Genomic DNA, 25879 nt, shown 5'->3' on the forward strand with positions numbered 1-25879 from the left:
TCACGGGTCCGTGCCCGCGCGCCGGTCGGCGCACCGGCGGCACGCCCCGTGTTGCAGGGTATCGGTCGTGGACCTCGACGCCTTCACCGACGTGCACCGCGCGCAGTGGGACCGCCTGGAGACCCTCACCTCGCGGCGCACGCTCGACGGCGCCGAGGCGGACGAGCTGGTCCGGCTGTACCAGGCCGTCGCGACGCACCTGTCGACCGTCCGGTCCGTCGCGCCGGACCCCGTGCTCATCTCGCGCCTGTCCGTGCTCCTGGGCAAGGCCCGCACGCGCATCGCGGGGGCGCACGAGCCCGCGTGGCGCGACGTCGTGCGGTTCCTCGTGGTGTCCCTGCCCGCCGCGCTGTACCGGATCCGGTGGTGGTCGGTCGGCGTGACGGTCGCCTGCCTCGTCGTGGCGCTCGTCGCCGGGGTCTGGGTCGCGACGACGCCCGAGGGGCTCGCGTCGATGGGCCCGCCGAGCGTCCAGGAGAACTACGTGAACGAGGCGTTCGCGTCGTACTACGACCCCGGGCTCGACTTCGCGACCGTCGTCTGGACCAACAACGCGTGGATCGCGGCGCAGTGCATCGGGCTGGGCATCACGGGGATCTTCCCCGCGTACGTGCTGTTCTCGAACGCCGTGGCCATCGGCTCGACCGGCGGCATGATGGCCGCGCACGGCGAGCTCGGGCTGTTCCTCCAGCTCATCGCGCCGCACGGCCTGCTCGAGCTCATGTCGGTCTTCGTCGCCGGTGCCGCGGGTCTGCGGATCTTCTGGGCCTGGGTCGACCCCGGCCCGCTCCCGCGCTCGCGCGCGCTCGCCCAGGAGGGCCGCGCGCTCGTCACGGTCGCGATCGGGCTCGCGATCGCCCTCGCGGTCTCCGGCGTCATCGAGGGCTTCGTCACGGGCTCGACCATGCCGTGGTGGCTCAAGATCGTCATCGGCGCGATCGCGCTCGCCGCGTTCTGGGTCTACACGATCGTGCTCGGCCGTCGTGCGGTGGCGGCCGGCGAGACCGGCGACCTCACCGCCGACCACGCGGGCGACGTCGCCCCCGTCGCGGCCTGACGGTTCTTCCGGGCTCCGGGCTCCGGGCTCCCGCTCTGCTCCCGGGCCCAGGCTCCCGGCTCGGTGCCGGTGGGAGACCGGTCAGTCGTGCACGACGACGCGCGCCCGCGCGCCCGGCCAGGCGCACCGGACCCAGTCCTCGGCCCGCGCGACGACCGCGTCGCGCACGCCCGGCTCGCGGAGCCGGTCCGCGGGGGAGCGACGGACGTCGGGGACGCCCACCCCGCCCGCGCCCGTGCCGCGTCCGGCCACGTCACCCGCGGGGCCGCGCAGCGGGCGCACCTCGACGTGCACGACGTCGTCCGCAGCCTCGTCGGGCGGGGTCGCCCCGGTCGTGGCCCGGCTGGGGGCGGACGGGGTGATCGGGCGCGCCGTCCACGCCCCAGCCACGCGCCCGTCGACGAGCACCGTCGCCGCGACCTGCCCGTTGATGCTCACGACGCTCTTGACCGGGACGTCGCCGAGGATCCGCGTCCGGTCGTCGTGCGCGAGGACGAGGTTGTCGAAGTCGCCCGCGAGGATCGTCGGCACGGGCGCCTCGCCGGGCGGTCGGGGCGCGTCGGGGAGGTCGAAGAGCTCCTTGCCGTCCGGGCCGGTGAACGTCACCAGCTCGGGACGCAGCACCTCGAACGCGGCCTTGAGCCGGGTCAGGCCCGACCACCGCTGCGCGTCGACCACGGAGGCCGGGCCGAACGCCGCCAGGTAGCGCCGCACCAGCCCGACGCGCGTCACGAGGACGGCGTCGGGGTCCGTGCCGTGCGCGACCGCGTCGAGGACCGGGTCGGACCGGCCCAGCCACGCCTGCGCCGTCGTCCACGTGGTCGTGGTGCCCGGCCCGCTCGCGCCCCAGAGCCCGCGCGGCGGCACCTGGACCAGCGGCAGCAGGCAGCGCGCGCCGTACGCGAGGTGCTTGGGGTCGACGTCGGGCCACCGCTGCGCGAGCCGCCTGCCGAGCTCGACCGAGGTGAGCGGCTCGTCGAGCAGGTCGCGCGCGACCTCCTCGAGATCGTCGAGGTCCACGTCCGCGAGGGCCGCGCCGTGCTGGTTCTTCGCCCGCAGGTACGCGGCGAGCGTCGGCCGCACCAGCGCGGTGAGCCCCAGCGCGTCGTCCGCGGCGACCAGGTGCACCGTGCCGCGCAGCGCACCCACGCGCACGACCTCACGGTCGGTGAGCAGCGCGCCCAGGTCGTCGGGCGCGAACGCCGCGAGCCGCGACCACAGCGCCGGGTACGGCGACGACGGCACCTGCGACTGGAGCCCCACGAGATGCCGCACCTCGTCCAGCACCGACGTCTCGCAGGGGGCGTCGAGGTGCTGACGCGCGAGCAGCGCGCGGTTGAGGTCGTCGTGGCTCAGCCGCGGCCCGAACCGCCCGTCGCCCATCGGCGGGTCAGGACAGCACGATCGCGAGCGCGGGGATGAGGAACGTCGCGAGGAGCGCCGCCACGACGATCATCGCGACGCGACGGTTGCGCCGTGCGCGCTGTCGGGGATCGGTGGGCTGCCAGGCCACGGGGTACTCCTGAGCTCGGTGGAACGACCCGCACGACCCTACCTCGCCCCTGAAGGAACGGCCGCGACCGCCGAGGTAGAACCGCCGGTCGCGAGGTAGCACGCGCGGAGCTCTCTCTCGTGACCGGAGGTTCTACCTCACGGTCGGCTGACCGGGCCTCGGCCCGGACGTCAGAGGCGGCCGGCGGCCTTGAGCGCGAGGTAGGTGTCGGCGAGGCGGGGGGCGAGGTCGTCGGGGAGGGCGTCGACGACCTCGACGCCGCGCTGGCGCAGGACCGTCGTCACGGCGGCGCGCTCGATCTCACCGCGGGCCGCTGCGGCGGCGTCGTACGCCTCGGCGGTGCCGCTGCGGTCGTCGCGCAGGGCGGCGACCTCGGGGTCGCCCGCGGCGGCGAGCACGACCTGGTGCTTGGTCGTGAGCTGCCCGACGACGGGGAGCAGCCCGGTCTCGACGGCGGCGGGGTCGAGGGTGGACAGGAGCACGACGAGCGCGCGCTGGGACAGGCGCTCGTGGACCGCACCGACGAGCCCGGGCCAGTCGGTCTCGAGCAGCGCGGGCTCGAGGGGCGCGAGCGCGTCGGCCATGGCGGGCATGAGGCGCGGGCCGGCGGCCCCGGCGACGCGCGAGCGCACGGTGCGGTCGTACGCGACGAGCTCGACGCGGTCGCCCGCGCGGCCGGCGAGCGCGGCGAGCAGGAGCGCCGCCTCGATGCTCGCGTCGAGGCGCGGCTCGTCGCCGACGCGGGTCGCGGACGTGCGGGACGTGTCGACGACGATGAGCACGCGCCGGTCGCGCTCGGGGCGCCACGTGCGCACGACCATGTCCCGACCGCGGGCGGACGCGCGCCAGTCGATCGAGCGGACGTCGTCGCCGAGCACGTACTCGCGCAGCGAGTCGAACTCGGTGCCCTCGCCGCGCACCTGCACCGCGGCGCGACCGTCCATCTCGCGCAGGCGCGCGAGCCGGCTCGGCAGGTGCCGGCGGGACGCGAACTCGGGGAGCACGCGCAGCCGGCCGGGCACGGTGATCGAGGCCTGGCGCGCGGCGAGGCGCAGCGGGCCGAACGAGCGGATCGTGACCCGGTCGGCGACGCGCTCGCCGCGGCGGGTGGGCACGAGGACGGTCGTCACGCGCGTGGCCTCGCCGGGCGGCAGGTCGACCGGGTGCCGGTTGACCTGGGTCCCCGCGGACGGCGGCCACGCGTCGCGCACGAGCGCGCGGAGCCGTCGGGGCGCGAGGTTGGTGAGGGTGAGGCGCGACGTCGTCGTGTCGGTGAGGCGGACCGAGCCCGGCACGCGCCGCTCGATCGCGACGCGCCGCGGGGACGCGGCGAGCGACGCGTCGAGCGCGCACAGCGCGACGACGAGCAGCGTCCACACCAGCACCGTCCCCGGCACCGGGAACAGCAGCACGGGGACGATCCCGAGCGCCGTCAGCACGACGGCGCGCCACGTCAGGGCCACGTGCGACGCCTCAGCGGGGGACGGGGACGGACGCGAGCACGGTGTCGAGCACGCTCTCGGCGGTCACGCCCTCGAGCTCGGCCTCGGGCCGGAGCTGCACGCGGTGGCGCAGCGTCGGGTGCGCGAGGGCCTTGACGTCGTCGGGCGTCACGTAGGAGCGGCCCGAGAGCCACGCCCACGCGCGCGACGTGGCGAGCAGCGCCGTCGCGCCGCGCGGGGAGACGCCGAGCGAGAGCGAGGGGGAGTGGCGCGTCGCGCGGCACACGTCGACGGCGTAGCCGAGGACCTCGCGCGCCACCTGGACGCGCGCGACCTCCGCGCGAGCACGGTCGAGCACGTCGCGCCCGGCGACGGGGCGCACGCCCGCGCCCGCGAGGTCGCGCGGGTTGAACCCGGCGGCGTGGCGCGCGAGCACCTCGACCTCCTGCTCGCGCTCTGGCAGGGGCAGCACGACCTTGAGCAGGAAGCGGTCGAGCTGGGCCTCCGGCAGCGGGTAGGTGCCCTCGTACTCGACGGGGTTCTGCGTCGCGATGACGAGGAACGGGTCGGGCAGCGGGCGCGGGGTCCCGTCCACCGACACCTGGCGCTCCTCCATCGCCTCGAGGAGCGAGGCCTGCGTCTTGGGGGGCGTGCGGTTGATCTCGTCCGCGAGCAGGAGGTTCGTGAAGACGGGGCCCTCGCGGAACGAGAACTCGGCGGTCCGCGCGTCGTACACGAGCGAGCCCGTGACGTCGCCGGGCATGAGGTCGGGCGTGAACTGCACGCGCTTGGTGCCCAGGTCGAGCGACGCGGCGAGCGTGCGCACGAGCAGCGTCTTCGCGACGCCGGGCACGCCCTCCAGCAGCACGTGGCCCTTGCACAGCAGCGCGATGAGCAGGCTCGTCACGGCCCCGTCCTGCCCGACGACGGCCTTGCCCACCTCGGTGCGCACGGCGGCCAGGGCCTGGCGCAGCTCGGGGGACGGCGCGGGCGGGGCGTCGTGCGCGGGTGCCGGTGCGGGGACGCCTGGCTGACCGTGGCCGGCCGAGGGCGCGGCGGCGTAGCCCGGCGTCGGGGCGCCGGGACCGTGCGGTCCGGGCTCGTGCGCGGGCGCGCCGGCGGCCGCGCTCACGCGGTCGGCGACGCTCGGGTCCTGGGTGTACGGCTGCCCCTGGTGCGGTGGCGGCGCGTAGCGGTCGGGCTGCGGCACGGAGCCGTCGGGGTGGTGCGTCACGAGTGGTAGACCTCGCTCTCGATCCGGTCAAGGTGACGCGCGAGCTCGAGCAGCGCCGCGTCGTCGGCGGGTGGTGGTCCGTACAGCAGCTGGGCGACCTGCTCGCCCGGGCGGCCCGTCGCGCGGGCGACCGCGTCGACGAGGGCGGGCGCGTCGGCGGAGCGCGGGAGGCCGAGCCGGCTCGCGAGCCGGTCCGCGGCGCTCGCGCGCAGCCCGGCGGCGGCGTGCCCGCGCGCCCCGGCGCGCCGGTAGAGGCGGCCCCGGCCGCGCGTCGTCTCGGCCGCGCGCACGACGACCGGCAGGTCCTCCGTCACGAGCCGGCCGAGCCGGCGGCCGCGCCACAGCGCGACGACGAGCGCGACGACGAGCACCTGGAGCGCGACGACGCCGAACCACGGCGGGAGGGAGAGCGCCGGGGTCTGCTCGTCCTCGCCGCCGCCGAGCGACGTGTCGAACGGGTCGGGCACGAGCCACACGAGGCGGTCGTGCGCACCGAGCGTCCACAGGGCCAGGGCGGCGTTGCCGTCGTCGGTGACCGAGTCGTTGCGCAGCACGGCGGTCGTGTCGACGGCGCGCACGCTCCGCTCGTCGGTCTCGTGCACGAGGTAGGCGCCGATCGACGGGTCGTCGGCGGAGGGGAAGCACAGGACGGTCGTCCGGTCGAGCGCGAGGAAGCCGACGCCGTCGGAGCGCAGCGCTCCGGCCGCCTCCGCGGCCGGGTCGTCGCAGCGTGCCGACCGGGCGGACGACCCCGACCCCCAGTCGTAGGCGAGCTCCGCGCCGTCGTCGGTCGCGGACGAGAGCAGGAAGTCGGGCGGAGCCACCAGGACGAGGTCGGTCGGCGTGCGGACGAGCGCGTCGACCTGCTCGTCGAGCAGGAAGTCGCCCTGCGCGACGAGCAGGGTCCCCCCGTCGGCGGACGCCGCGACCGCGTCCGCGACCGTCGTCACGTACGTGATCTCGACGCCCTGGTCGCGCAGCACCTCGGCGACGGCGCGCGCGCCGTCGGGGCCGGGGTTGTCGGGTGCCAGGGGCGTGGCCGAGGTCGTGGGGCGCGCGATCGCGGACAGGCCGGCGAGCACGAGGAGCGCGACGACCACCGTGACGGGCCAGCGGGCGCGTCGCCACCGGCTCCGGGCCCGTGACCCGGCGGTCGTGCCGTCGCCGACGACGGGCACGTGCGCCGTCGTGACGGCCCGGGGGCCGTCCCCGGACGGAGGCGCGGACGTCGTGGTGCTCACGCGTCGTCACCGTCCGGGGTCGGGGCGGCCGTCGTCGCGAGCTCCGGCCGCAGGGCGGGGCGCGTCGCGAGGGTGCGCTCGTCGAGCGCCCGCAGGAACGCGTCCGCCTCGGGCCCGACGGCGGCCTTGCCGTAGGCGACGTCGTCGAACAGGTGCGCGCCGCGGGCGAGGCCGTCGGCGACGTCGGGCACGCGCTCGCCCGCGGCCTCGGCGGCCTCCCACGCGGTGCGCCCGGGACGGGCGTCGAGGACGGCCCGCTCCTCGAGCGAGCGGACGACGGCGCGGAAGCGCTCGAGCGTGGCGGTCGCCCAGTCGGCCCGGGACGCCGCGGCGTCGGCCGCCGCGCGCATCTCGGCGGCGGTCCGCGCGTCGTCGTCGTGCACCACGACGGACGACGTCGCGCGGCGCGACAGGCGCACCGGGCCCGCGACCCAGTAGGCGATGCCGGCCACGAGGAGCACGACCGCGACGACGAGCACGGCGGTGAGCGGGCCGCCCAGGTCGATCGTGGGTGCGCCGTCGAAGAGCCCCTGGAGCCATTCGAGGAACCGCTGCAGGAGCGACGGCTCCGTGCGGTACTCGGGCTTCGCGAGCTCCTCGACGAGCCACCGGCGCGCCTCGTCGGCGCCGGGCTGCACCGGCACGTCGGCCGCGAGCGACCGCAGCGTCATGCGGGCGGCTGCGCGTTCGCCGCGGCGGCGAGCTCGACGTCCAGGCCCTCGCGCCGCATGCGCACGTCGATGTAGAGCAGCGCCACGACGCTCCCGAGGAACAGCGCGGTCGCGATCGTGGAGACGGCGACACCGAGCGTGATGAGGGCGTTCCCGGCGAAGCCCTGACCGACGCCGATGAGCACGCCGCCGACGAGGCTGAACGGCGAGACGAGGATCTGCGCGACGAAGCCCATCGCGATGTAGGCGAGCAGGAGGATGCCGAAGAGCCGCCAGTAGCTGCCGCGAGACAGCAGCCAGGAGCGCTTCACCGTGGCCCAGAAGGGCTGGCCCTCGAGGGCGAGCGCGGGTGGGACGAGGACGGTCCGGATCCACAGCCACGCGCCGAGGACGGCCAGGCCGGGAAGGGCGACGACGAGGAGCGTGACCCCGAGCCACGTCGTGACGGCGAACCCGGCGACGACGAGCAGGACGGCGAGGACGACCAGGACCGCCCAGCCGAGGCTGAACAGGAGCGAGAACCCGATGAGGAACCACGCCCGGCGCCCGACCTGCGACCACACCTCCCCGACCGACACCTTGCGCCCGATGACCGACTGCCCGATCGACACCGTGAGCAGGCCGCTGACGATCGGGGTCGCGAGGCCGGTGGTGAGCGCCGTGCCGTAGAGGTTCGCGTACATGACCGCGAACTCGTTCTCCATGCCCCCGAGCCCCGAGTCGGAGGGCACGCTGAGGAGGAAGTCCGCGACGTACCCGGAGAATGCCCATCCGAGCAGGGCACCGAGGATCGTCGCCACGACGACCACGAGGGAGCTCATGCCGAGCATGACGCGCGGGTTGTGGCGGATGGCGCCGAACGCGCCGTCGAAGATCTCGCCGAGCGACAGCGGGCGCAGCGGGACGATCCCCGGCTTCGCGGCGGGCGGCACGTAGGGCGCGCCCGCGAACCCGGCGGGCGGGCCGTAGCCGGGTGCGCCGTACTGCTGCTGGCCGTACTGGCCCTGCCCGTAGCCCGGCTGGCCGTACCCGCCCGGGGGCTGCGGCGCGGACCGGCCGTACTGCGGCTGCCCCCACCCGCCGGGTGCGGCGGGCGCGGGCGGCTGGTCCGCCGTCGGGACCTGGCCCGGCCCGTACCCGGGGGCGTACTGGCCGTACTGGGGCTGGGGCTGGGGCTGCTGCGGGGCGGGGCTGCCCGGCGCACCGTAGCCGGGTGCGCCGTACGCGGGGGCTCCCCAGCCGGCGTCGTCGCCCGGGACGGGTCCGACGGGCGTGGTCGGACCGGGTGCCGCCGTCGGGTCCGGCGTGGCACCGTCCGGCGTGCCGGAGGTGTCGGGTGTGCTCATGTGCTCGTGGTCCCCCGGGTCGGCTCGGGCGTCGTTCCTGGCCGCCGTGCGAGGATCGGGCGACGGCGGCGAGGCCACCCTAGTACGCGGCCCTGCGCGACGGCGGTCGCGGCCCGCCGCGTCCTGCCGGCACGGCGGGGCTGCACGACGGGTCGGCACCGGGCGACGGCCGGGCGGGTTCACCCGCGCCGCGGGCGTCGGGCCGCTCCGAGCGGCGGCCCGTCGATGGCAAGATGTCCGCATGAAGGTTCGTGTGCTCGTGGTCGACGACGACACCGCTCTGGCCGAGATGATCGGGATCGTCCTGCGCTCCGAGGGCTTCGAACCCGTCTTCTGCGCCGACGGCGACCTCGCGCTCGAGACGTTCCGCAGCACCCAGCCGGACCTCGTGCTCCTCGACCTCATGCTCCCGGGCAAGGACGGCACCGAGGTGTGCCGCCTCATCCGCGCCGAGTCGGGCGTGCCCGTCATCATGCTCACGGCGAAGAGCGACACGGTCGACGTCGTGCTCGGGCTCGAGTCGGGCGCCGACGACTACATCTCCAAGCCGTTCAAGCCCAAGGAGCTCGTCGCCCGCATCCGGGCGCGCCTGCGCCGCACGGAGGAGCCCGCCCCCGAGCACCTGTCGATCGGCGACGTCGAGATCGACGTGACGGGCCACCGCGTCTCGCGCGGCGGCGAGCAGGTCGCGCTCACGCCGCTCGAGTTCGACCTGCTCGTCGCGCTCGCGCGCAAGCCGTGGCAGGTGTTCACGCGCGAGGTCCTCCTCGAGAAGGTGTGGGGCTACCGGCACGCCGCGGACACGCGCCTCGTCAACGTCCACGTGCAGCGCCTGCGCTCGAAGATCGAGCACGACCCTGAGAACCCGGAGATCGTGCTGACCGTCCGCGGCGTCGGGTACAAGGCGGGCGCGACCCGCACGTGAGCGCGACGGCCGGCACCACCGACGGGCGCTGGCGGGGGCTCTGGCGCCGGGTCCGGCGCCGCGTGCGCGCCACCGCCCGCCGCGTCGTGTGGCGCTGGCGCTCCTCGATGCAGCTGCGCGTCGTCACGTCCGCGCTCGTCGTGGGCGTCCTCACCGTCGGCGCGCTGGGGGCCTACCTCACCGACGCGATGCGCGACGGGCTCTACGAGCGGCGCGCGGACGAGGTCGACCTGGAGAGCGCGCAGTCGACGCAGCAGGCGCGCAACACGCTCGACGCGTCGCCCGCGGCCAACGCGACCGAGGCGCAGTCGCTGCTGTTCGACCTGTTCTCCATGCTGCAGAGCACGGGCTCGTCGCGCGACGTCTTCCTCTGGCAGGCCGGCGGGTCGAGCACCGTCGGGTTCCTCGACCTGTCGACGAACCCGCAGCTCACCGACCTCGTGACCCCGGAGATGCGGGCTGCGACGGTCGCCGCCGACGGCGAGCAGTACCTCCAGTCGGTCGCCATCCCGGTCGACCCGGCGGACCCGGACTCGCCGGTCGTGCCGGGCATCGTCGTCGGCTCGACGGTCGAGGTGCCCGTCGCCGGGACATGGGAGCTCTACTACCTCTACGACCTGAAGGCGGACCAGGAGACGCTGCGCTTCCTGCAGTCGGTGCTGCTCGTCGGCGCGCTCGTGCTGCTCGCCCTGCTCGTCGGCATCACCGCGCTCGTCACGCGCCAGGCCGTGCTGCCCGTGCGGCAGGCGGCGACCGTCGCGGAGCGCCTCGCCGACGGTCGCCTCGACGAGCGGCTCCCGGTCAAGGGGCACGACGAGATGGCGTCGCTCGCGCACTCGTTCAACGAGATGGCGCAGGGTCTGCAGGAGCAGATCGGGCGCATGGAGGAGCTGTCGATGCTCCAGCGCCGGTTCGTCTCCGACGTCTCCCACGAGCTGCGGACGCCGCTGACGACCATCCGTATGGCGTCCGAGGTGCTGTACTCCTCGCGCGAGGACTTCGACCCCGTCTCGAAGCGCTCGACCGAGCTGCTGCAGGCCCAGCTCGACCGGTTCGAGGACCTCCTCGCGGACCTGCTCGAGATCAGCCGGTTCGACGCCGGTGCCGCGGTCCTGGACGCCGAGCGGCGCGACCTGCGCGACGTCGTCAACGCCGCGGTCGACCACGCCGCCCCGCTCGCCGAGCGCAAGGGCGTGTGGCTGTCGGTCCACCTCGGGGACGAGCCCGTCACGGCCGACATCGACCCGCGACGCGTCGAGCGCATCGTCCGCAACCTCGTCGTCAACGCGATCGAGCACGCCGAGGAGCGGCCCGTCGAGATCACGGTCGAGGGCGACGGGCACGCCGTCGCGATCACGGTGCGCGACCACGGCGTCGGGATGACCCCGGACGAGGTCCAGCACGTCTTCGACCGCTTCTGGCGCGCGGACCCCGCGCGCGCCCGCACGACCGGCGGCACGGGCCTCGGCCTCGCGATCTCGCTCGAGGACGCGCACCTGCACGGCGGCTGGCTCGAGGCGTGGGGGCGTCCCGGCCGCGGCGCGAGCTTCCGCCTCACGCTCCCGCGACGTGCGGGCATCCGGCTCCAGTCCTCGCCGCTGCCGCTCGTCGCCGAGGCCGCGGCCGGTCGGGGGCTCCCCGCCGAGTGGAGCGCGACGACCGCCGTCGTCGAGGACGTCGAGGGGACGGCGGGTCCTGCCGACCTCCCGTCGGTCACGGGCGGCATCCCCGTCGTCCTGCCGCGCGAGCAGGCCGGGCACCCCGGCAGAGGGGCCGAGCCCGGACCCGGCGACGGCCCGGGGCACCTGGCCAGCGACGACGTGCAGGAGGCGCGATGACCACGACCGGGACCCTGCGCCGTCGGACCCCGCGCCGTCGGGCTCTGCGGCGGCGGGCCGGGCACGCGCTCGCCGCCGGGCTCGCGACGGCGCTCGTCGCCGCGCTCGGCGCGTGCGCCTCGATCCCGACCTCCGGACCCGTCACCGAGGGGCAGGCCACCCCCGAGGACCCGGGCCAGCCGTTCGTCAGCGCCGCGGCCCCGATCCGGGACGCGTCGCCGACCCAGATCGTCCAGGGGTTCCTCGCGGCGCAGGCCCAGGGCGCGCGGAGCTCGTTCGACGTCGCCTCGGAGTTCCTCACGTCCGACGTGCAGGAGGAGTGGTCGCCGCTCGCGCAGGTCGCGATCCTCGCGGGCGAGCCGGAGCTCGTCGTGGACGAGTCGACGCTCGAGGACGGGACCACGACGGTCCGCACGACCGCGGAGCTCAGCGGCACCGTCGACGAGCACGGTGTCTACACCGAGCAGGCCCCCGGGCAGACCATCGAGATCTCGTACGGGCTCGTGCGCGACGACGACGACCAGTGGCGCATCGACGCCGTCGACGACGGCCTGACGATCACCGAGGCGAGCTTCGCGCAGACGTACAAGCAGGTCAACCTCTACTTCCCGACGATCGACCGCGCCTACCTCGTGCCCGACGCGCGCTGGTTCCCCAGCCGCAACTGGCAGGCGCTCGCGGTGCGCGAGACGCTGCGCGGTCCCTCGGAGTGGCTCGCGGGCTCCGTGGCGACCGTCGCCCCCGAGGGCACCGCGCTGAGCATCGACTCGGTCCCGCCGGGGGAGGGCGCCGTCATCGTGCCGCTCAACGAGCCCGTGACGGAGGCGTCCCCCGCCGACCGCGCCCTCCTGCTGGCCCAGCTCCAGGCGTCCCTCGGCGGACGGGTCGAGATCACGACCGGGGTGGGCGGCTCCACCCTCTCCGCGGACGAGGTCCCGACCATCGGCGTCGCGACCACCCCCGACGACCCCGTGGTCCTGTCCGGGGACCAGATCATGAGCCTCGAGGGCCGCACGACCAAGGCCGTCGCGTCCGCCGCGCCGCTCACCGGGCTCCAGCCCACCGCCCTCGCGTTCCGCGGACGGTCCTCCGACGCGGCGTACGTGGTCCGCGACGGGGGCGGACGCATCGTCACGGCACCCACCGCGGAGTCCGGGCCGACGACGCTGCTCAGCGGGTCGAACCTCCTCGCGCCGACGATCGACCGCTTCCAGTACCTGTGGAGCGGGCCGCAGGTCCAGGCGGGCACGCTCCAGGTCGTCGACCTCCGCGAGGCGGGGTCCGACGCGGCGGTCTCCACCGTTGCGGCCCCCTGGCTCGAGGGCCGCACGATCATGTCGGTGCGCGTGGCGCCGGACGGCGCACGGGTCGCCGTCGTGAGCGACGCCGGGAGCGGGGCGCAGATCCAGGTCGCCGGCATCGTCCGCGACGAGGCAGGCCGCCCGACCCAGCTCTCGGAGCCGGTCCGCGTGGGGCAGCCCGTGCTCGCCGCCACCCAGGTCACGTGGGTGGACCGTGCCCTGCTCGGGGTGCTCGGCCGCACCGTCGGGACGTCCGACCCCGTGGTGCAGCGCGTCCCCGTCGGCGGTCCGACGATGGCCTCGTCACCGGTCGAGGACGCCGTGTCCCTCGCCTCGGCGACGGGCATCGCCACGACGCTGGTCGGGACCAGCGACAGCAGCCTCTACGCCGCGGGCACGTCGACGCTCTGGACGAAGGTCGCGACCGAGGTGCGCCTGCCCACGTACCCCGGCTGACCGGGGCCGCGGTCTCGCCGTCGTCGGGGCCCGACCACAGGCCGGCCGTCGTCCACAGGCCCGCCGCCGCGCCCGCGCGCAGGCGGCGCCGCGGGCATGCTGGTCCGGTGCTCCTCCGTGCTCTCGACGACGCCGCGCGCCTCGTGCTGCCGGTCGCGTGCCCCGGGTGCGACCGTCCCGACGTCCGGTGGTGCCCCGACTGCCTCGCGCCACTGCACGCCCCGCTGCGGCGGCGTGAGCAGGCGGCACCCCGCCTCGACCGGCTCGACGGCGTCGCGCCCCTCCCCGTCTGGGCCCCGGCGCACTACGCGGGGCCGGTGCGCGGCGTCGTCGTCGCCTGGAAGGACCGTGGCCGGGCCGACCTCGACCGCCCGCTGGGCACCGTCGCGCGACGGGCGGGCGTCGCGCTGGGCCGGCTCCTCGGTGGCCGCCCCGGCGCCCTGGCGGGGCCGGTCCTCGTCGTGCCCGCGCCGACGTCGGCCGCGGCGCGTCGGACGCGCGGGCGCGACCCCGTCACCGTGCTCGCGCGCGCCGTCGCCGCGGGACTCGTCACCTCGGGGACGCCGACGCGGACGGTGCCCCTGCTCGTCCAGCGGGGACCGGTCCGCGACCAGGTCGGGCTCGGTTCCCGGGCGCGTGGCGCCCGCCTCGGGGCCGTCCGCCTCGCGGCGGGACCCGTGACCGGACGGCGGGCGCGGGAGGCCGTCCGGGAGGGGCTCCCGTGCCTGCTCGTCGACGACGTCCTCACCACCGGGGCCACCCTCGCCGCGTGCGAGACCGCCCTCGCCCGCGCCGGGATGCCCGTGCTGGGAGCCGTCGTGCTGGCCGCGACGCCCGCGCCGTCGACGCGTCGGCAGGCGCCGGGGGAGACGGGTGGCACGCCGTCGGGAGGGTGGGGCCGAAGGTCCTCCGGTTCACCTCCCGTTGGTGCTGCCGACACCCCGGGACGCGGGTTAGTCTGAGGGCCAGTCGCCGCGGACGACGGAGGTGCTGGGCACGTCCGACGCCGCGCGAGCGTACCGAGCGCGCGGCCTCGCGCCGCAAGGAGGTGGTAGCCCACCGCACCTGGGAACGGGTGCTCCTACCGAATCCGAACGAGGCGCTCGGACGCACCGGCCGGGCGCCGCACAAGATCCTCGCGGAGGCTCACATGGAGATCGTCGTCGTCGGCAGGCACACGGAAGTGGCAGACCGCTTCCGCCGGCACGTGGAGGACAAGCTCGCCAAGGTCCAGCAGCTCGCGCCCACCGCGCAGCGCGTGGACGTCGAGGTCACCCACGAGAACAACCCGAGGCTCTCCGGGGTTCGCGAACGCGTCGAGCTGACCGTCCGCGCCAAGGGACCCGTCGTCCGCGCCGAGGCAGCGGCAGACGACCGGTTCGGCGCCCTCGACCTCGCGATGGACAAGCTCGCCGAGCGCCTGCGCCGTGCCCGCGACCGTCGCAAGGACCACCGCAACCACACGGTCGTGCCGCCCGTCGACGTGCGCCCCTACGACCCGGCCACGCACGCCGCACCCCCGCCGCCGGCGCCGACCGCGCCCAGCGAGCCCGGGGAGGCCGTCGAGACCACCCTCGGCGACTCGCCCGTCGTCATCCGGCAGAAGCTGCACTCCGCGGAACCCATGACCGTGGACGACGCGCTGTACGAGATGGAGATGGTCGGCCACGACTTCTTCCTCTTCGTCGACGTCGAGACCTCCCGTCCGTCCGTCGCCTACCGGCGCCGGGGCTGGACCTACGGGGTCGTCGCGCTCGACACGTCCTGCGACTGCGCCGACGCCGCGGTCGAGAAGACCGCCTGACCCTCACGGACGCGCCCGGACCCCTCAGGGTCCGGGCGCGTCGCGCTGTCCGCACCCGGCCGACCGCGGGGCGGCGTGTGGGTGGGGTCGGGCAGGATCGGGGGGTGGTCGCCACGCCGTCGAGGTCCGAGTCGATGTCCCTGTCCCAGGCGCGCCGTGTCGCGCTCGCCGCGCAGGGGCTGCACCGCGCGCGTCCGTACGACGGCACCGACGGGCGGGCGCCGACGATGCGGCAGGTCCAGGGCGTGATCGACCGCCTCGGGCTGCTGCAGATCGACTCGGTGAACGTGCTCGCGCGGGCGCACCTCATGCCGCTGTACGCGCGCCTCGGCCCGTACGACACGGCGCTGCTGGACCGCGCGGCAGGTCGTGCCCCGCGCCGGCTCGTGGAGACGTGGGCGCACGTGGCGTCGTACGTCCCGCCGAGCACGTGGCCGCTGCTGGAGTGGCGCCGCCGTCGGTACCGGACCGAGGCGTGGGGGACGATCAGCGCGGTGGAGATGAGCCACTCCGAGGCGGTGGCGGACGTGCGTCGCCTCGTCACGGAACGCGGCCCGATCACGGCGAGCGAGGTGCACGAGATCCTGGAGGCCGAGGGCCGCGCGCACCCGCGGGACCGGTCGCAGTGGGGTTGGAACTGGACGGTCGCCAAGCGCGCGCTCGAGTTCCTCTTCTTCACGGGCGAGATCACCTCGGCGCGTCGCAACGGTGCGTTCGAGCGCTGCTACGACCTCACGGAGCGCGTGCTCCCGCCGGAGGTCGTCGCGGCGCCGCCCGTCGGGGACGCCGACGCCGTGCGCGCCCTGCTCGAGATCGGCGCCCGGGCGCACGGGGTGGGGACGCTGCGCTGCTTCAAGGACTACTTCCGGCTCCGGGGGCCCGCGGTCCGCACGGCGTTCGACGAGCTCGTCGAGTCCGGGACGCTGCGGCGCGTGACGGTGCGCGGCTGGGACGAGCCGACCTACCTGCACGCCGACGCCGCGCTCCCGCGTCGGGCGACGGCGACGACGCTGCTCAACCCGTTCGACCCGCTCGTGTTCGAGCGCACGCGGCTCGAGCGGCTGTTCGACGTGCACTACCGGATCGAGATCTACGTGCCGGCTCCGAAGCGGGTGCACGGCTACTACGTCCTGCCGTTCCTCGAGGGCGAGGACCTCACGGCGCGGGTCGACCTCAAGGCCGACCGGCGGGCGGGTGTGCTGCGGGTCCTGTCGGCGCACCGTGAGCGGGCGGCGGGGGAGCAGACGGCGGCCCGTCTGGCCGCCGAGCTGCGGGTGCTCGGGGGGTGGCTGGGCGTGCCCGAGGTCGACGTCGCCGCGTCGGGCGACCTGGCCCCGGCCCTCGCGGCCGAGGTGGCGGCCGCCTGACCGTGACGCCCGCCGCGGACGGTGGGCGGTCCGCCGGAGCGGGCCCCGTCGTCGTAGGCTGGCGCGGGTCTCGCCGGCGAGGTTCGTCGTCGGCGAAACCCGGGCGGGTCCGACGTCGCTCCGACTCGCCTACGATGTTGTGTGACGTTGCCGACGTCCGCTGCCGTGCGCGCCCGCGCGGCAGAGCGTCGGCGCTGCTCCCGGACCACCCGGCCCGGGCACCGATCGATACGGGAGTCCTGCGTGCCTTCGATCCTCGACAAGGTCCTTCGCATCGGCGAGGGCCGGATCCTCAAGAAGCTGTCCGGCCTCGCCGACCAGGTCAACAAGCTCGAGCCGGGCTTCGAGGATCTCACCGACGAGGAGCTGCGGGAGGAGACCGACCGCTTCAAGGCGCGCCTCGAGGCCGGCGAGTCCCTCGACGACCTGCTCCCCGAGGCGTTCGCCGCGGTGCGCGAGGCGTCGCGCCGCACGCTCGGTCAGCGGCACTTCGACGTCCAGCTCATGGGCGGCGCGGCGCTGCACCTCGGCAACATCGCCGAGATGAAGACCGGTGAGGGCAAGACGCTCGTCGCGACGACGGCCGCGTACCTCAACGCGCTCGAGGGCAAGGGCGTGCACGTCGTCACGGTCAACGACTACCTCGCGAAGTACCAGAGCGAGCTCATGGGCCGCGTCTACCGCTTCCTCGGCCTGACGACCGGCGTCATCCTGTCCGGGCAGACGCCCGCGCAGCGTCGCCAGGAGTACGCCGCGGACATCACGTACGGCACGAACAACGAGTTCGGCTTCGACTACCTGCGCGACAACATGGCGTGGTCCACCGACGACCTCGTGCAGCGCGGCCACCACTTCGCGATCGTCGACGAGGTCGACTCGATCCTCATCGACGAGGCGCGCACGCCGCTCATCATCTCGGGTCCCGCGTCGGGCGACACGAACCGCTGGTTCGGCGAGTTCGCGAAGGTCGTGCGACGCCTGAACCCGGGGCCCGACTACGAGGTCGACGAGAAGAAGCGCACCGTCGGCGTGCTCGAGCCGGGCATCGAGAAGGTCGAGGACTACCTCGGTATCGACAACCTCTACGAGTCGCTGAACACGCCGCTCATCGGCTTCCTCAACAACGCCATCAAGGCGAAGGAGCTCTTCAAGCGGGACAAGGACTACGTCGTGCTGAACGGCGAGGTCATGATCGTCGACGAGCACACCGGGCGCATCCTGCCCGGCCGCCGGTACAACGAGGGCATGCACCAGGCCATCGAGGCCAAGGAGGGCGTGCAGATCAAGGCGGAGAACCAGACGCTCGCCACGATCACGCTGCAGAACTACTTCCGCCTGTACTCCAAGCTCTCGGGCATGACCGGTACCGCGGACACGGAGGCGGCCGAGTTCCAGGGCACGTACAAGCTCGGCGTCGTGCCGATCCCGACGAACCGGCCGATGCAGCGCGTCGACCAGCCCGACCTCGTGTACAAGAACGAGGAGGGCAAGTTCGACGCGGTCGTCGCGGACATCGTCGAGCGCCACGCGCAGGGCCAGCCGGTGCTCGTCGGCACGACGAGCGTCGAGAAGTCCGAGCTGCTGTCGTCCAAGCTCAAGAAGCAGGGCGTGCCGCACGAGGTCCTCAACGCGAAGCAGCACGAGCGCGAGGCCTCGATCGTCGCGCTCGCGGGCCGCAAGGGCGCCGTGACGGTCGCGACGAACATGGCCGGCCGTGGTACCGACATCATGCTCGGCGGCAACGCCGAGTTCATGGCGGTCGCGGACCTCGCGGCGCGCGGCCTCGACGCCGCGGAGAACCCGGAGGAGTACGAGGCCGCCTGGCCCGACGCGCTCGAGAAGGCGAAGGCCGCGGTCGCGGCGGAGCACGACGAGGTCCGGGAGCTCGGCGGTCTCTACGTGCTCGGCACCGAGCGCCACGAGTCGCGCCGCATCGACAACCAGCTCCGCGGTCGTTCCGGCCGTCAGGGCGACCCGGGCGAGTCGCGGTTCTACCTGTCGATGCAGGACGACCTCATGCGCCTGTTCAACTCGACCCTCGCCGAGTCGATGATGAACCGCGCCGGGTTCCCCGACGACGTGCCGCTCGAGTCGAAGATGGTCACACGCGGCATCGCGAGCGCGCAGGGCCAGGTCGAGTCCCGCAACTTCGAGATCCGCAAGAACGTCCTCAAGTACGACGACGTCCTGTCGCGCCAGCGTACGGTCATCTACGACGAGCGTCGTCGCGTGCTCGAGGGCGAGGACCTGCAGGAGCAGGTGCAGCACTTCCTCACCGACGTCGTCACCGCGTACGTCGAGGGCGCGACGGCCGAGGGCAACCCGGAGCAGTGGGACCTGGACGGTCTGTGGACCGCGATCAAGGCCGTCTTCCCGATCTCGATCGAGCCGGACGAGGTCGTCGAGCAGGCGGGCGGAGAGACCCGGCTGTCGCAGGACCTGCTGCTCGAGGAGATCCTCTCCGACGCCCGCATCGCCTACCAGAACCGCGAGGAGCAGCTCGGTGCGGCGAACATGCGCCAGCTCGAGCGCCGCGTGACGCTCTCGGTCCTCGACCGCAAGTGGCGCGAGCACCTCTACGAGATGGACTACCTCAAGGAGGGCATCGGGCTGCGCGCGATGGCGCAGCGCGACCCGCTGGTCGAGTACCAGCGCGAGGGCTTCCAGCTCTTCCAGGCGATGACCGAGGCCATCAAGGAGGAGACGGTCGGGTACCTCTTCAACCTCGAGGTCAAGGTCGCCGAGCCGGGCGCGGCACCGGGCCAGGCCGCGGCGATCTCGGTCGCGGACGCGGCGCAGGCGGCTCAGTCGGCGGCCGGCCAGGCGCTCGGCGGGGCGGCCGGTGCGGCCTCGGCCGGTGCTGCGGCAGGACTCGCGGCGGCGGCCCAGCAGGCCGCTGCTCCGACGCAGGACGCCCCCGTGGCGGACGCTCCCGTCGCGGACGCACCTGCGGCGGCCGACGCCCCGACCCAGGACGCCCCGGTCGAGGCCGAGCCCGTCCCGGTGACGACCCCGGCGGCGTTCGGCGGTCCGCGCGGCGACCGCCCGGGGACGCTCATCGCGAAGGGCCTCGACGGCCCCGACCGTCAGGTGCCGCTGTCGTACAGCGCGCCGAGCGAGGACGGCACCGGCCAGGCCGTCGTCTCGGGCGACGCGAGCCGGCGCTCGCGCCGGGCGCTGCACGGCGAGGCGAGCGCGGTCGAGAGCGACGGTCGCACGTTCCCCGGGACGCCGCGCAACGCGCAGTGCCCGTGCGGCTCGGGCAAGAAGTACAAGGTCTGCCACGGTCAGAACGAGGAGTGATCCTCGCCCCGTCCGGCCTGCGCCGTGACGGGACCGACGACGGCGGGGCGTGCCACCAGGGGTGGCGCGCCCCGCCGTCGTCGGCCCCGAGGGCGGTCGGTCACCCGATCTCGAGGGCGACGACGCGCCACGTGCCCCGGCGCGCCTCGAGCCGCGCCGCGGCGGCCCGCACGCGGTCACCGTCCTCGACCACGACGGTGCCCTCCGCGACGCCGTCGCCGATCCGCAGGACGCGGGCGCGGCGCACGGTGACGGGCCGGGTCGTCGTGGGGCGTGGACCGTCGGCGACCAGGCGCGACCGTCGGGCGAGCGTCTCGTAGATCTCGGGAGACACCCACCGGGCGAGCTGCCCCACGGTGCGCTCGCCGCGAACGACCTCGACGGCGGCGCGCACGACCGCGCAGCACAGGGCCGTCGGGTCGGGGAGCGGGAGCGGCGCCGTCGGCGGCGCGAGAGGACGTCCCCGCACGACGTGCTGCGGTGCCCGCGCGGTCGCGATGTCGCGCAGGTCCACGGTCGGGACGGGGCGCTCGCCGACGCACCGCAGCAGGCGAGCGGGCGGGTCGGCGGGCACGCTCGTGGAGCGGGCGGGTCGCGCGGGCCCTTCGGGCGAGGCGGGGGCGGCCCGGCGGTGCGACGGGGCGGCGACGTTGGTCGCGAGCTGGACGTCCGCGGTGGTCAGCAGGGGAGCGGTCACGGTCGGGCTCCTTCGTGGCAGGCGGTCGTCAGGCGCTCGGTGCGACGAGCACCTGGCCGGGGCGGACGAGGTCGGGGTCGTCCCCGACGACCTCGACGTTCGCGGCGTACCAGCGCTGCACCGCGTCGGCGACCTGTGTGTCGGACGCGCCGTCCGGCAGGTGGCGTGCGGCGATCGACCAGAGCGAGTCGCCGCGCACGACGACGACCTCGGGCGGCCCGTCCGGGGCGACGTCCCGCACGACCGTGAGCGCGGCGTCGCGCTGCTCGGTCGTGGCGCTCCGGCCCTCGGGCGCGCGTGCGGGTGCTGCGGGTGCCGAGGTCTCGGTCGTCGCGGTGCCGGGGGCGGTCGCGCCCGCCGGTTCCCCGGTAGAAGGCATGCTCGGCACGGCGCTCGGCGCGCTCGGTGAGTCCGGCAGGTCCAGCACGTCTGGGGTAGCCGACGAGGTCGTCGGCGCGTCCGGCACGACCGCGTCGGGGCGGGAGGGCTGCGCGGCCGGGGCGGAGACCGCCGGCCCGGGCCGTTCTGCGGTCGTCGGCGGCGCGGAGCGGGTGTGCGGCGCCGCGGGGGCCGACTCGTCCGTCGGGAGGGGAGCAGGCTGCGCGGGCCCGACAGGTTCGGTCGCCGGCGCCGAGGTCTGCCAGCCCAGGTCGACCGCCACGACGCCGGGGTCGGCGTCGGGGGTGGTGGCGGCCTGCGCCGTCCCTCCGGCGAGGACGAGGCCCGCGCCGACGGTCAGCCCCACGCCCGCCCGCACGGCCTGGCGGACGACGGCCGGTGCCACGCGGAGCACGAGCCGCTCGCCCGCTCCCCACGAGCGGCCCAGCGCGCGCACGACCACGCAGCCCAGGCCGAGCAGCGTGCTGACCCCCACCCAGGTGGCCGCCGCGGCCCCGAGCGCCACGGCGAGAAGCTCCACGTAGGGCTCGGGGCGGGTGCCGGGGAGGGTGCCCACGAGGTGCGTGGCGCGCAGCGCGAGCGCCGAGACGGCACCGCTCATGACGAGGAGGAGCGCGAGGAGGACGGTGACTCCTCCGGCTCGCGCGGGTACGGCGGTGCGACGGTCCATCGGTGTGCCCCCTGCGTGGCCGTCCGTCGAGGACGGCTCTTGACGTCGTTTGATGTCGTTTGATCGCGACGAGTCGATCTAAGCGCGACCCGGCCCGCCTGTCCAGAGGACTTCTCGTGATGTGGACACGGCGCGGGTCGTCGGTGCGGTGGACCGCTACGGTGTCCCGGTGCGATGGGACGCCCTCTTCGACGACCTCGCGGCACAGCTCGTCGCCGCGGAGACCCAGGACCGGGCCACGGCCGTCGCCGACCTCACCCGCGCGGAGCACGCGACGATCACGCTCGTCGAGCGGCTGCGTGGCACGCCCGGCACCGTCACGCTCGAGCTGCGCGACGGGTCCGCCGTCACCGGGGAGCTGCGCGAGGCGGCGGAGGAGTGGGTGCTCGTGGGCGAGGCCCGGCGCCAGCACCTCGTCCCGACCGTGGCGATCGCCGCCGTCCAGGGCCTCGGCCGCCACGCGCAGCCGGCACCCTCGACCCGGTCGGCACGGCTCGGCCTCGGCCACGCCCTGCGCGCGCTGATGCGCGACCGACGACCCGTCCAGGTGCGCACCGCGGCCGGGACGTACCCCGGCTGGGTCGCGCGCGTCGGCAAGGACCACGTCGACCTGGAGGTCGCCCCGGGCAGCGGGCACGGGTCGCGGGTCCTGCCCTGGTCCGCGCTCCTGTGCGTCAGCGAGTCGGAGGCGGGGTTCGTCCCGCGGTGAGCAGCCTGCAGGGGAGCGCGCGACGCGGACGCCGGCGTCCGCACGGCACGGGGGGCGAGGGGGCGAGGGTCGGTCAGCCGTCGAAGTCGCCGGCCTCGATGCGCTGGCGCGTCTGGGCGTACATCCGCTGGATGTACGCCTCGAGCTCGCTGACCTCGACGCGCCACTGGCCCCGGCCGCCCACCTGGATCGCGGGGAGCTCCCCGGAGCGGACGAGCGCGTACGCCTGCGCCGCGGAGATGTTGAGCTCGTCCGTGACGTCGGCGAGGGTGAGGAACCGCTGGGCCATGGCGTCAGTCTGGCACGCGCGCGCCGCCGCCCGGCGCTCGTCCACAGGGTCTGCCGCGCGAGGCGCGGACCGGGGATCATGAAGCCGCGGCACGGCTGACGTGCCGGACCACCGAGGGGGAGAAAAGATGACGACGACCACGGAACGACCCGTGCGGGCCGAGCCCGCACCACGGCCTGCCGCGCGCCTGCGGCGACCCGGCTGGAAGGACCCGCGGCTCCTCGTGGGGATCGTCGTGGTCGCGCTGTCGGTGGCCCTGGGTTCGTGGGCCGTGAGCACCGCGAGCCGGACCGTCACCGTGTACGCGGCCGGGGCGGCGCTGACGCCCGGGACGGCCGTGACCGCCGCGGACCTGCGGACGGTCGAGGTGCGGCTCGGCGCGCAGACGGACCGCTACCTGCTCGTGGCGGACGGGCTCCCGGGCGAGGCCGTGGTCCTGCGGACCGTCGCCGAGGGCGAGCTGGTCCCCGCGTCGTCGCTCGGTGCGGCGTCCGACCTCGCGGTGCGCGCGGTCGCGGTCCCCGTGACGACGGGCCTCTCGGAGCGGATCGTCGCCGGGGCCGCGGTCGACGTCTGGTACGTCCCCGAGGTACCCGCGCCGACGGCCGGTGCCGAGCCGGGTGCCGCCGCGGACGACGAGGCGCCGCAGCCCGAGCTGCTCGTCGGCGGTGTCACCGTCGCGCAGGTCGACGAGGGCGAGGGGACGCTCGTCGTGGGTGGGCCGACGACGGTCCACCTCCTCGTCGGCGTCGACGACCTCCCGGCCGTGCTGGCGGCGGTGGCCGGGGACGGGACGATCGCGCTCGTCCCGGTCGGAGGTGCGGGATGAGCGGCGCGACCACGGTCGCGACCGTCCTGTGCGCGGTCCGCGGCGCGCGCGAGGCCGAGGTGGTCACGACGCTCGCCGCTCCGGGGCTCCAGGTCACGCGGCGGTGCGCCGACGTCGTCGAGCTGCTCGCCGCGGCCGCGGCCGGTGCGGGCCGGGTCGCCGTGGTGTCGTGCGACCTGCCCGCGTTGGACCGGCAGGCGATCGTCGACCTGCACGCCCACGGCGTCCGGGTCGTCGCGCTCGCCCCGGGCGGGACGTGGGAGGAGGGGCGGCTGCGCGCCTACGGGGTCGACGCGGTCGTGGACCTGGACTCCGCCCCGGACGCGCTGCGCGACGTCGTCCGCGCGGTCCTGCCGCTGCGCGAGGCGGAGCCGGGCGCGCCCGGCGCGGTCCGGCCCGTCGCAGGCGGCGCCACGGCGGACCCGGGGCCGGCGCCCCGCCTCGGACGGACCGTCGCTGTGTGGGGACCGACGGGGGCTCCCGGTCGCACGACGGTGGCGACGAACCTCGCCGCCGAGCTCGCGGGACCGCCGCCCGCGCGGCGCGCTCGTCCGCCGCGCCGGGAGCGGCGCCCCCCGGACGTGGACGTCCCGGCCGCGGTCCCGCCGTCGCCCGACGCGGAGGTCCTGCTCGTCGACGCGGACACGTACGGCGGGAGCGTCGCCCAGCGCCTCGGCCTGCTCGACGAGTCGCCGGGGCTGGCGGCGGCCGCCCGCAGCGCGCGTCAGGGCGTGCTCGACGCCGCAGGCCTGGTCGCGCTCGCTCCGACGGTCCTGCCGCGGGTCCGGGTGCTCACGGGCCTGACCCGGGCGGCCCGCTGGCCGGAGCTGCCCGGGGCGTCGCTCGACGCCGTGTGGGAGGTCGCGCGGTCGGTCGCCGACTGGACGGTCGTCGACTGCGGCTTCGGGATCGAGCGGGACGAGCTCCTGACATACGACACCCGCGCCCCGCAGCGCAACGACGCGACCTGGAGCGCGCTCGCGGCGGCGGACGTCGTGGTCGTCGTCGGCGCGGGCGACCCCGTCGGGCTCCAGCGCCTGGTCCGCGCGCTCGACGAGCTCGCCGAGACGGGCGCGTGCGTCGGCGCGGCGCGCGCCGTCGTGGTGAACCGTGTGCGCGCGAGCGTCGTCGGCCCCCGGCCGGAGCGAGCGGTGCGCGACGCGATGTCCCGCTACGCGAGCGTCGACGACCTGCACGTCGTCCCCGAGGACGCCGCGCTCGACCTCGGGCTCCGGGAGGGCCGCACGCTCGCCGAGTCGGCGCCCGCGAGCCCCGCCCGCCGCGCCCTCGCGCAGCTCGCCGCGCACGTGCGGGAGGCAGCACCGCCCGGGCGTGGTGCGGCGCACGGACCCGTGCTGGAGGCGGCACACTGAACCCATGCGCATCTACCTCCCCGCGACGCTCGACGAGCTCGACGCCGTCACCGTGACCGCCGACGCCGCCCGCTGGACCGTCGCCCCGCGCGGCGCCCACGCCGTGACCGCCGCGCTGACGCGCGCGCTGCCCGACGAGGACGAGGAGGGGCTGGAGTACGCGGCCGCGCTCGAGGCGGCGGACGACTCGCTGGCGCTCGTCGCCGCGCGACCGGACGCGCCGCGCCAGCGGCTCGTCGTGACGCTCGAGGTGCCCGACGGCGCGGTGCAGGTCGTGGGCGGGGACGACTCCGACGACGAGGACGCGCCCGCGCCCAGCGCCGTCGAGGTCCTGCGGACCGTGCCCGACGTCGCGATCGTGTGCGTGCACGTCGACGAGCCGGAGGCGGTCGAGGACGTGGAGGCGGTCCTCGCCGCGGCCGACGACGACGGCCCCGGCGCCGACGAGGCGCTCGACGCCGCGATCGACCGCGTGGGCGAGCGCGACCTGCTCTGGTACGACTGGTCGGAGCTCAAGGACGTGCCGCGCGGCTGACGTCCGCGCGGTGCGGCCGGCCCGCCGCCGTCGGGCGGTGCCCGACGGCGGTCCGCCTCAGCCGAGGCGGCCGAGCACCTCGTCGTGCAGCAGCCCGTTCGTCGCGACGGCGTTGCCGCCCCACGGGCCGTCAGCGCCGTCGAGCGACGTGAACCGGCCGCCGGCCTCGGTGACGATGGGGACGAGCGCGGCCATGTCGTAGAGCTCCAGCTCGGGCTCGGCCGCGGCGTCGACCGCGCCCTCGGCGACGAGCATGTACGACCAGAAGTCGCCGTAGCCGCGCGTGCGCCACGCGCCGCGCATGAGGTCGAGGAACGGGTCGAGCTTGCCGCGCTCCTCCCAGCCGTCGAGCGACGCGTAGGCGAGCGACGCGTCGGACCAGGACGAGACGCCCGACACCCGCAGCCGCGACGCGGCCGCGAGCGACTTGCCCGTCCACGCGCCGGTGCCCTTCGCTGCCCACCAGCGCCGGCCGAGCGCGGGCGCCGAGACGAGCCCGACGACGACCTCGTCCCCGTCGGCGAGCGCGATGAGCGTCGCCCAGACGGGCACCCCGCGCACGAAGTTCTTGGTCCCGTCGATCGGGTCGACGATCCAGCGCCGGGCGCCGTGACCGGTCTCGCCGTACTCCTCGCCGACGATCGCGTCGCGGCCGCGTGCGCGGCCGAGCTGGCCGCGGATGATCTCCTCGGCCGTGCGGTCGGCGTCGCTCACGGGCGTCGAGTCCGGCTTCGACTCGACGTGCAGGTCGAGCGCCTTGAAGCGCGACATCGTGTGCGCGTCGACCTGGTCGGCGATCACGTGGGCGAGGCGCAGGTCGTCGTCGTAGCCGCGCGTCGAGGGGGGCGTCATGGCTCACACCGTAGCGGCGAGCCGGTCG

At 75.6% G+C, this 25879-nt stretch carries 23 protein-coding genes; 12 read left to right on the forward strand and 11 right to left on the reverse strand.

Features of this window, described 5'->3' with window-relative positions; all coding sequences use genetic code 11:
* The first annotated feature begins 67 nt into the window (after positions 1-67).
* The gene (locus tag ACZ402_RS04515) at positions 68-1057 is read left to right on the forward strand and encodes a stage II sporulation protein M (RefSeq protein ID WP_375824231.1); all 990 of its coding nucleotides are present in this window, start codon (positions 68-70) and stop codon (positions 1055-1057) included.
* A gap of 81 nt (positions 1058-1138) precedes the next feature.
* Here ACZ402_RS04515 and ACZ402_RS04520 read toward each other — a convergent pair whose 3' ends face one another.
* The 7 genes from ACZ402_RS04520 to ACZ402_RS04550 form a co-directional block, all read right to left on the reverse strand.
* Positions 1139-2440: a winged helix DNA-binding domain-containing protein gene (locus ACZ402_RS04520; protein WP_375824232.1), complete on the reverse strand. Its 1302-nt coding sequence runs from the start codon at positions 2438-2440 to the stop codon at positions 1139-1141.
* A 7-nt stretch (positions 2441-2447) separates the two neighbouring features.
* Positions 2448-2570: a hypothetical protein gene (locus ACZ402_RS04525; protein WP_255318720.1), complete on the reverse strand. Its 123-nt coding sequence runs from the start codon at positions 2568-2570 to the stop codon at positions 2448-2450.
* A 170-nt stretch (positions 2571-2740) separates the two neighbouring features.
* Positions 2741-4033 carry a DUF58 domain-containing protein gene (locus ACZ402_RS04530; RefSeq protein ID WP_375824233.1) on the reverse strand — a complete coding sequence of 431 codons (1293 nt, stop codon included), beginning with the start codon at positions 4031-4033 and terminating at the stop codon, positions 2741-2743.
* 10 nt (positions 4034-4043) lie between these two features.
* The gene (locus ACZ402_RS04535; protein WP_465272284.1) at positions 4044-5144 is read right to left on the reverse strand and encodes an AAA family ATPase; all 1101 of its coding nucleotides are present in this window, start codon (positions 5142-5144) and stop codon (positions 4044-4046) included.
* A gap of 98 nt (positions 5145-5242) precedes the next feature.
* Positions 5243-6487 carry a DUF4350 domain-containing protein gene (locus tag ACZ402_RS04540; protein ID WP_375824234.1) on the reverse strand — a complete coding sequence of 415 codons (1245 nt, stop codon included), beginning with the start codon at positions 6485-6487 and terminating at the stop codon, positions 5243-5245.
* Positions 6484-7158 carry a DUF4129 domain-containing protein gene (locus tag ACZ402_RS04545; protein WP_375824235.1) on the reverse strand — a complete coding sequence of 225 codons (675 nt, stop codon included), beginning with the start codon at positions 7156-7158 and terminating at the stop codon, positions 6484-6486. Before ACZ402_RS04545 ends, ACZ402_RS04540 begins: the two co-directional genes overlap by 4 nt.
* Positions 7155-8504 (reverse strand): hypothetical protein, encoded by a 1350-nt coding sequence (locus tag ACZ402_RS04550; RefSeq protein WP_375824236.1) that lies wholly within the window; start codon positions 8502-8504, stop codon positions 7155-7157. The genes ACZ402_RS04545 and ACZ402_RS04550 overlap by 4 nt, the downstream gene beginning before the upstream one ends.
* 241 nt (positions 8505-8745) lie before the next feature.
* Here ACZ402_RS04550 and mtrA point away from each other — a divergent pair, with 241 nt between their 5' ends.
* The 7 genes from mtrA to secA all read left to right on the forward strand — a co-directional run bounded on the left by mtrA (position 8746) and on the right by secA (position 19498).
* Positions 8746-9429, forward strand: coding sequence for an MtrAB system response regulator MtrA (gene mtrA / locus ACZ402_RS04555; RefSeq protein ID WP_047232133.1), 684 nt, complete (start codon positions 8746-8748; stop codon positions 9427-9429).
* Positions 9426-11267: an MtrAB system histidine kinase MtrB gene (gene mtrB / locus ACZ402_RS04560; protein ID WP_375824237.1), complete on the forward strand. Its 1842-nt coding sequence runs from the start codon at positions 9426-9428 to the stop codon at positions 11265-11267. The genes mtrA and mtrB overlap by 4 nt, the downstream gene beginning before the upstream one ends.
* Entirely contained in the window at positions 11264-13024 is a 1761-nt protein-coding gene (locus ACZ402_RS04565) for an LpqB family beta-propeller domain-containing protein (RefSeq protein WP_375824238.1), read from the forward strand. Before mtrB ends, ACZ402_RS04565 begins: the two co-directional genes overlap by 4 nt.
* A 107-nt stretch (positions 13025-13131) precedes the next feature.
* The gene (locus ACZ402_RS04570; RefSeq protein ID WP_375824239.1) at positions 13132-13986 is read left to right on the forward strand and encodes a ComF family protein; all 855 of its coding nucleotides are present in this window, start codon (positions 13132-13134) and stop codon (positions 13984-13986) included.
* A 188-nt stretch (positions 13987-14174) separates the two neighbouring features.
* Entirely contained in the window at positions 14175-14828 is a 654-nt protein-coding gene (gene hpf, locus ACZ402_RS04575; protein WP_047232136.1) for a ribosome hibernation-promoting factor, HPF/YfiA family, read from the forward strand.
* 134 nt (positions 14829-14962) lie between these two features.
* Positions 14963-16195, forward strand: a complete 1233-nt coding sequence (locus ACZ402_RS04580; RefSeq protein WP_375824240.1) for a winged helix-turn-helix domain-containing protein — start codon at positions 14963-14965, stop codon at positions 16193-16195.
* Positions 16196-16438: 243 nt separating this feature from the next.
* Positions 16439-19498, forward strand: coding sequence for a preprotein translocase subunit SecA (gene secA / locus ACZ402_RS04585; RefSeq protein ID WP_375824241.1), 3060 nt, complete (start codon positions 16439-16441; stop codon positions 19496-19498).
* Between the two features lie 100 nt (positions 19499-19598).
* On the opposite strand, the gene ACZ402_RS04590 is transcribed toward secA, so the two are convergent.
* Positions 19599-20195 carry an Rv3235 family protein gene (locus ACZ402_RS04590; protein ID WP_375824242.1) on the reverse strand — a complete coding sequence of 199 codons (597 nt, stop codon included), beginning with the start codon at positions 20193-20195 and terminating at the stop codon, positions 19599-19601.
* A 28-nt stretch (positions 20196-20223) separates the two neighbouring features.
* Positions 20224-21264 (reverse strand): LysM peptidoglycan-binding domain-containing protein, encoded by a 1041-nt coding sequence (locus ACZ402_RS04595; protein WP_375824243.1) that lies wholly within the window; start codon positions 21262-21264, stop codon positions 20224-20226.
* 169 nt (positions 21265-21433) lie between these two features.
* Between ACZ402_RS04595 and ACZ402_RS04600 the strand changes: the two genes are divergently transcribed.
* Positions 21434-21973: a hypothetical protein gene (locus tag ACZ402_RS04600; RefSeq protein ID WP_375824244.1), complete on the forward strand. Its 540-nt coding sequence runs from the start codon at positions 21434-21436 to the stop codon at positions 21971-21973.
* Positions 21974-22046: 73 nt separating this feature from the next.
* Here ACZ402_RS04600 and ACZ402_RS04605 read toward each other — a convergent pair whose 3' ends face one another.
* The gene (locus ACZ402_RS04605; RefSeq protein WP_087472469.1) at positions 22047-22262 is read right to left on the reverse strand and encodes a helix-turn-helix domain-containing protein; all 216 of its coding nucleotides are present in this window, start codon (positions 22260-22262) and stop codon (positions 22047-22049) included.
* Between the two features lie 127 nt (positions 22263-22389).
* Between ACZ402_RS04605 and ACZ402_RS04610 the strand changes: the two genes are divergently transcribed.
* From ACZ402_RS04610 to ACZ402_RS04620, 3 genes are read left to right on the forward strand one after another with little or no spacing between them, the layout of a single operon-like run.
* Complete coding sequence (locus ACZ402_RS04610) at positions 22390-23091, forward strand: CpaB family protein (protein ID WP_375824245.1); 702 nt, start codon at positions 22390-22392, stop codon at positions 23089-23091.
* Positions 23088-24464: a CpaE/TadZ family protein gene (locus tag ACZ402_RS04615; RefSeq protein ID WP_375824246.1), complete on the forward strand. Its 1377-nt coding sequence runs from the start codon at positions 23088-23090 to the stop codon at positions 24462-24464. Before ACZ402_RS04610 ends, ACZ402_RS04615 begins: the two co-directional genes overlap by 4 nt.
* A gap of 4 nt (positions 24465-24468) precedes the next feature.
* Positions 24469-24999: a DUF6912 family protein gene (locus tag ACZ402_RS04620; RefSeq protein WP_253053279.1), complete on the forward strand. Its 531-nt coding sequence runs from the start codon at positions 24469-24471 to the stop codon at positions 24997-24999.
* A gap of 57 nt (positions 25000-25056) precedes the next feature.
* Here ACZ402_RS04620 and hisN read toward each other — a convergent pair whose 3' ends face one another.
* Positions 25057-25851, reverse strand: coding sequence for a histidinol-phosphatase (hisN, locus tag ACZ402_RS04625; protein ID WP_375824248.1), 795 nt, complete (start codon positions 25849-25851; stop codon positions 25057-25059).
* Positions 25852-25879: the final 28 nt, after the last annotated feature.

This window comes from Cellulosimicrobium sp. NPDC030954, assembly GCF_055571305.1.

Excerpts from the sequence above, each read along its gene's own strand:
- ACZ402_RS04520 (WP_375824232.1), bottom strand. The coding sequence starts at position 2,440 with ATGGGCGACGGGCGGTTCGGGCCGCGGCTGAGCCACGACGACCTCAAC.
- ACZ402_RS04545 (WP_375824235.1), bottom strand. The coding sequence starts at position 7,158 with ATGACGCTGCGGTCGCTCGCGGCCGACGTGCCGGTGCAGCCCGGCGCC.
- ACZ402_RS04550 (WP_375824236.1), bottom strand. The coding sequence starts at position 8,504 with ATGAGCACACCCGACACCTCCGGCACGCCGGACGGTGCCACGCCGGAC.
- mtrA (WP_047232133.1), top strand. The coding sequence starts at position 8,746 with ATGAAGGTTCGTGTGCTCGTGGTCGACGACGACACCGCTCTGGCCGAG.
- ACZ402_RS04565 (WP_375824238.1), top strand. The coding sequence starts at position 11,264 with ATGACCACGACCGGGACCCTGCGCCGTCGGACCCCGCGCCGTCGGGCT.
- hpf (WP_047232136.1), top strand. The coding sequence starts at position 14,175 with ATGGAGATCGTCGTCGTCGGCAGGCACACGGAAGTGGCAGACCGCTTC.
- ACZ402_RS04580 (WP_375824240.1), top strand. The coding sequence starts at position 14,963 with ATGTCCCTGTCCCAGGCGCGCCGTGTCGCGCTCGCCGCGCAGGGGCTG.
- ACZ402_RS04595 (WP_375824243.1), bottom strand. The coding sequence starts at position 21,264 with ATGGACCGTCGCACCGCCGTACCCGCGCGAGCCGGAGGAGTCACCGTC.
- ACZ402_RS04605 (WP_087472469.1), bottom strand. The coding sequence starts at position 22,262 with ATGGCCCAGCGGTTCCTCACCCTCGCCGACGTCACGGACGAGCTCAAC.
- ACZ402_RS04610 (WP_375824245.1), top strand. The coding sequence starts at position 22,390 with ATGACGACGACCACGGAACGACCCGTGCGGGCCGAGCCCGCACCACGG.
- ACZ402_RS04615 (WP_375824246.1), top strand. The coding sequence starts at position 23,088 with ATGAGCGGCGCGACCACGGTCGCGACCGTCCTGTGCGCGGTCCGCGGC.
- ACZ402_RS04620 (WP_253053279.1), top strand. The coding sequence starts at position 24,469 with ATGCGCATCTACCTCCCCGCGACGCTCGACGAGCTCGACGCCGTCACC.
- hisN (WP_375824248.1), bottom strand. The coding sequence starts at position 25,851 with ATGACGCCCCCCTCGACGCGCGGCTACGACGACGACCTGCGCCTCGCC.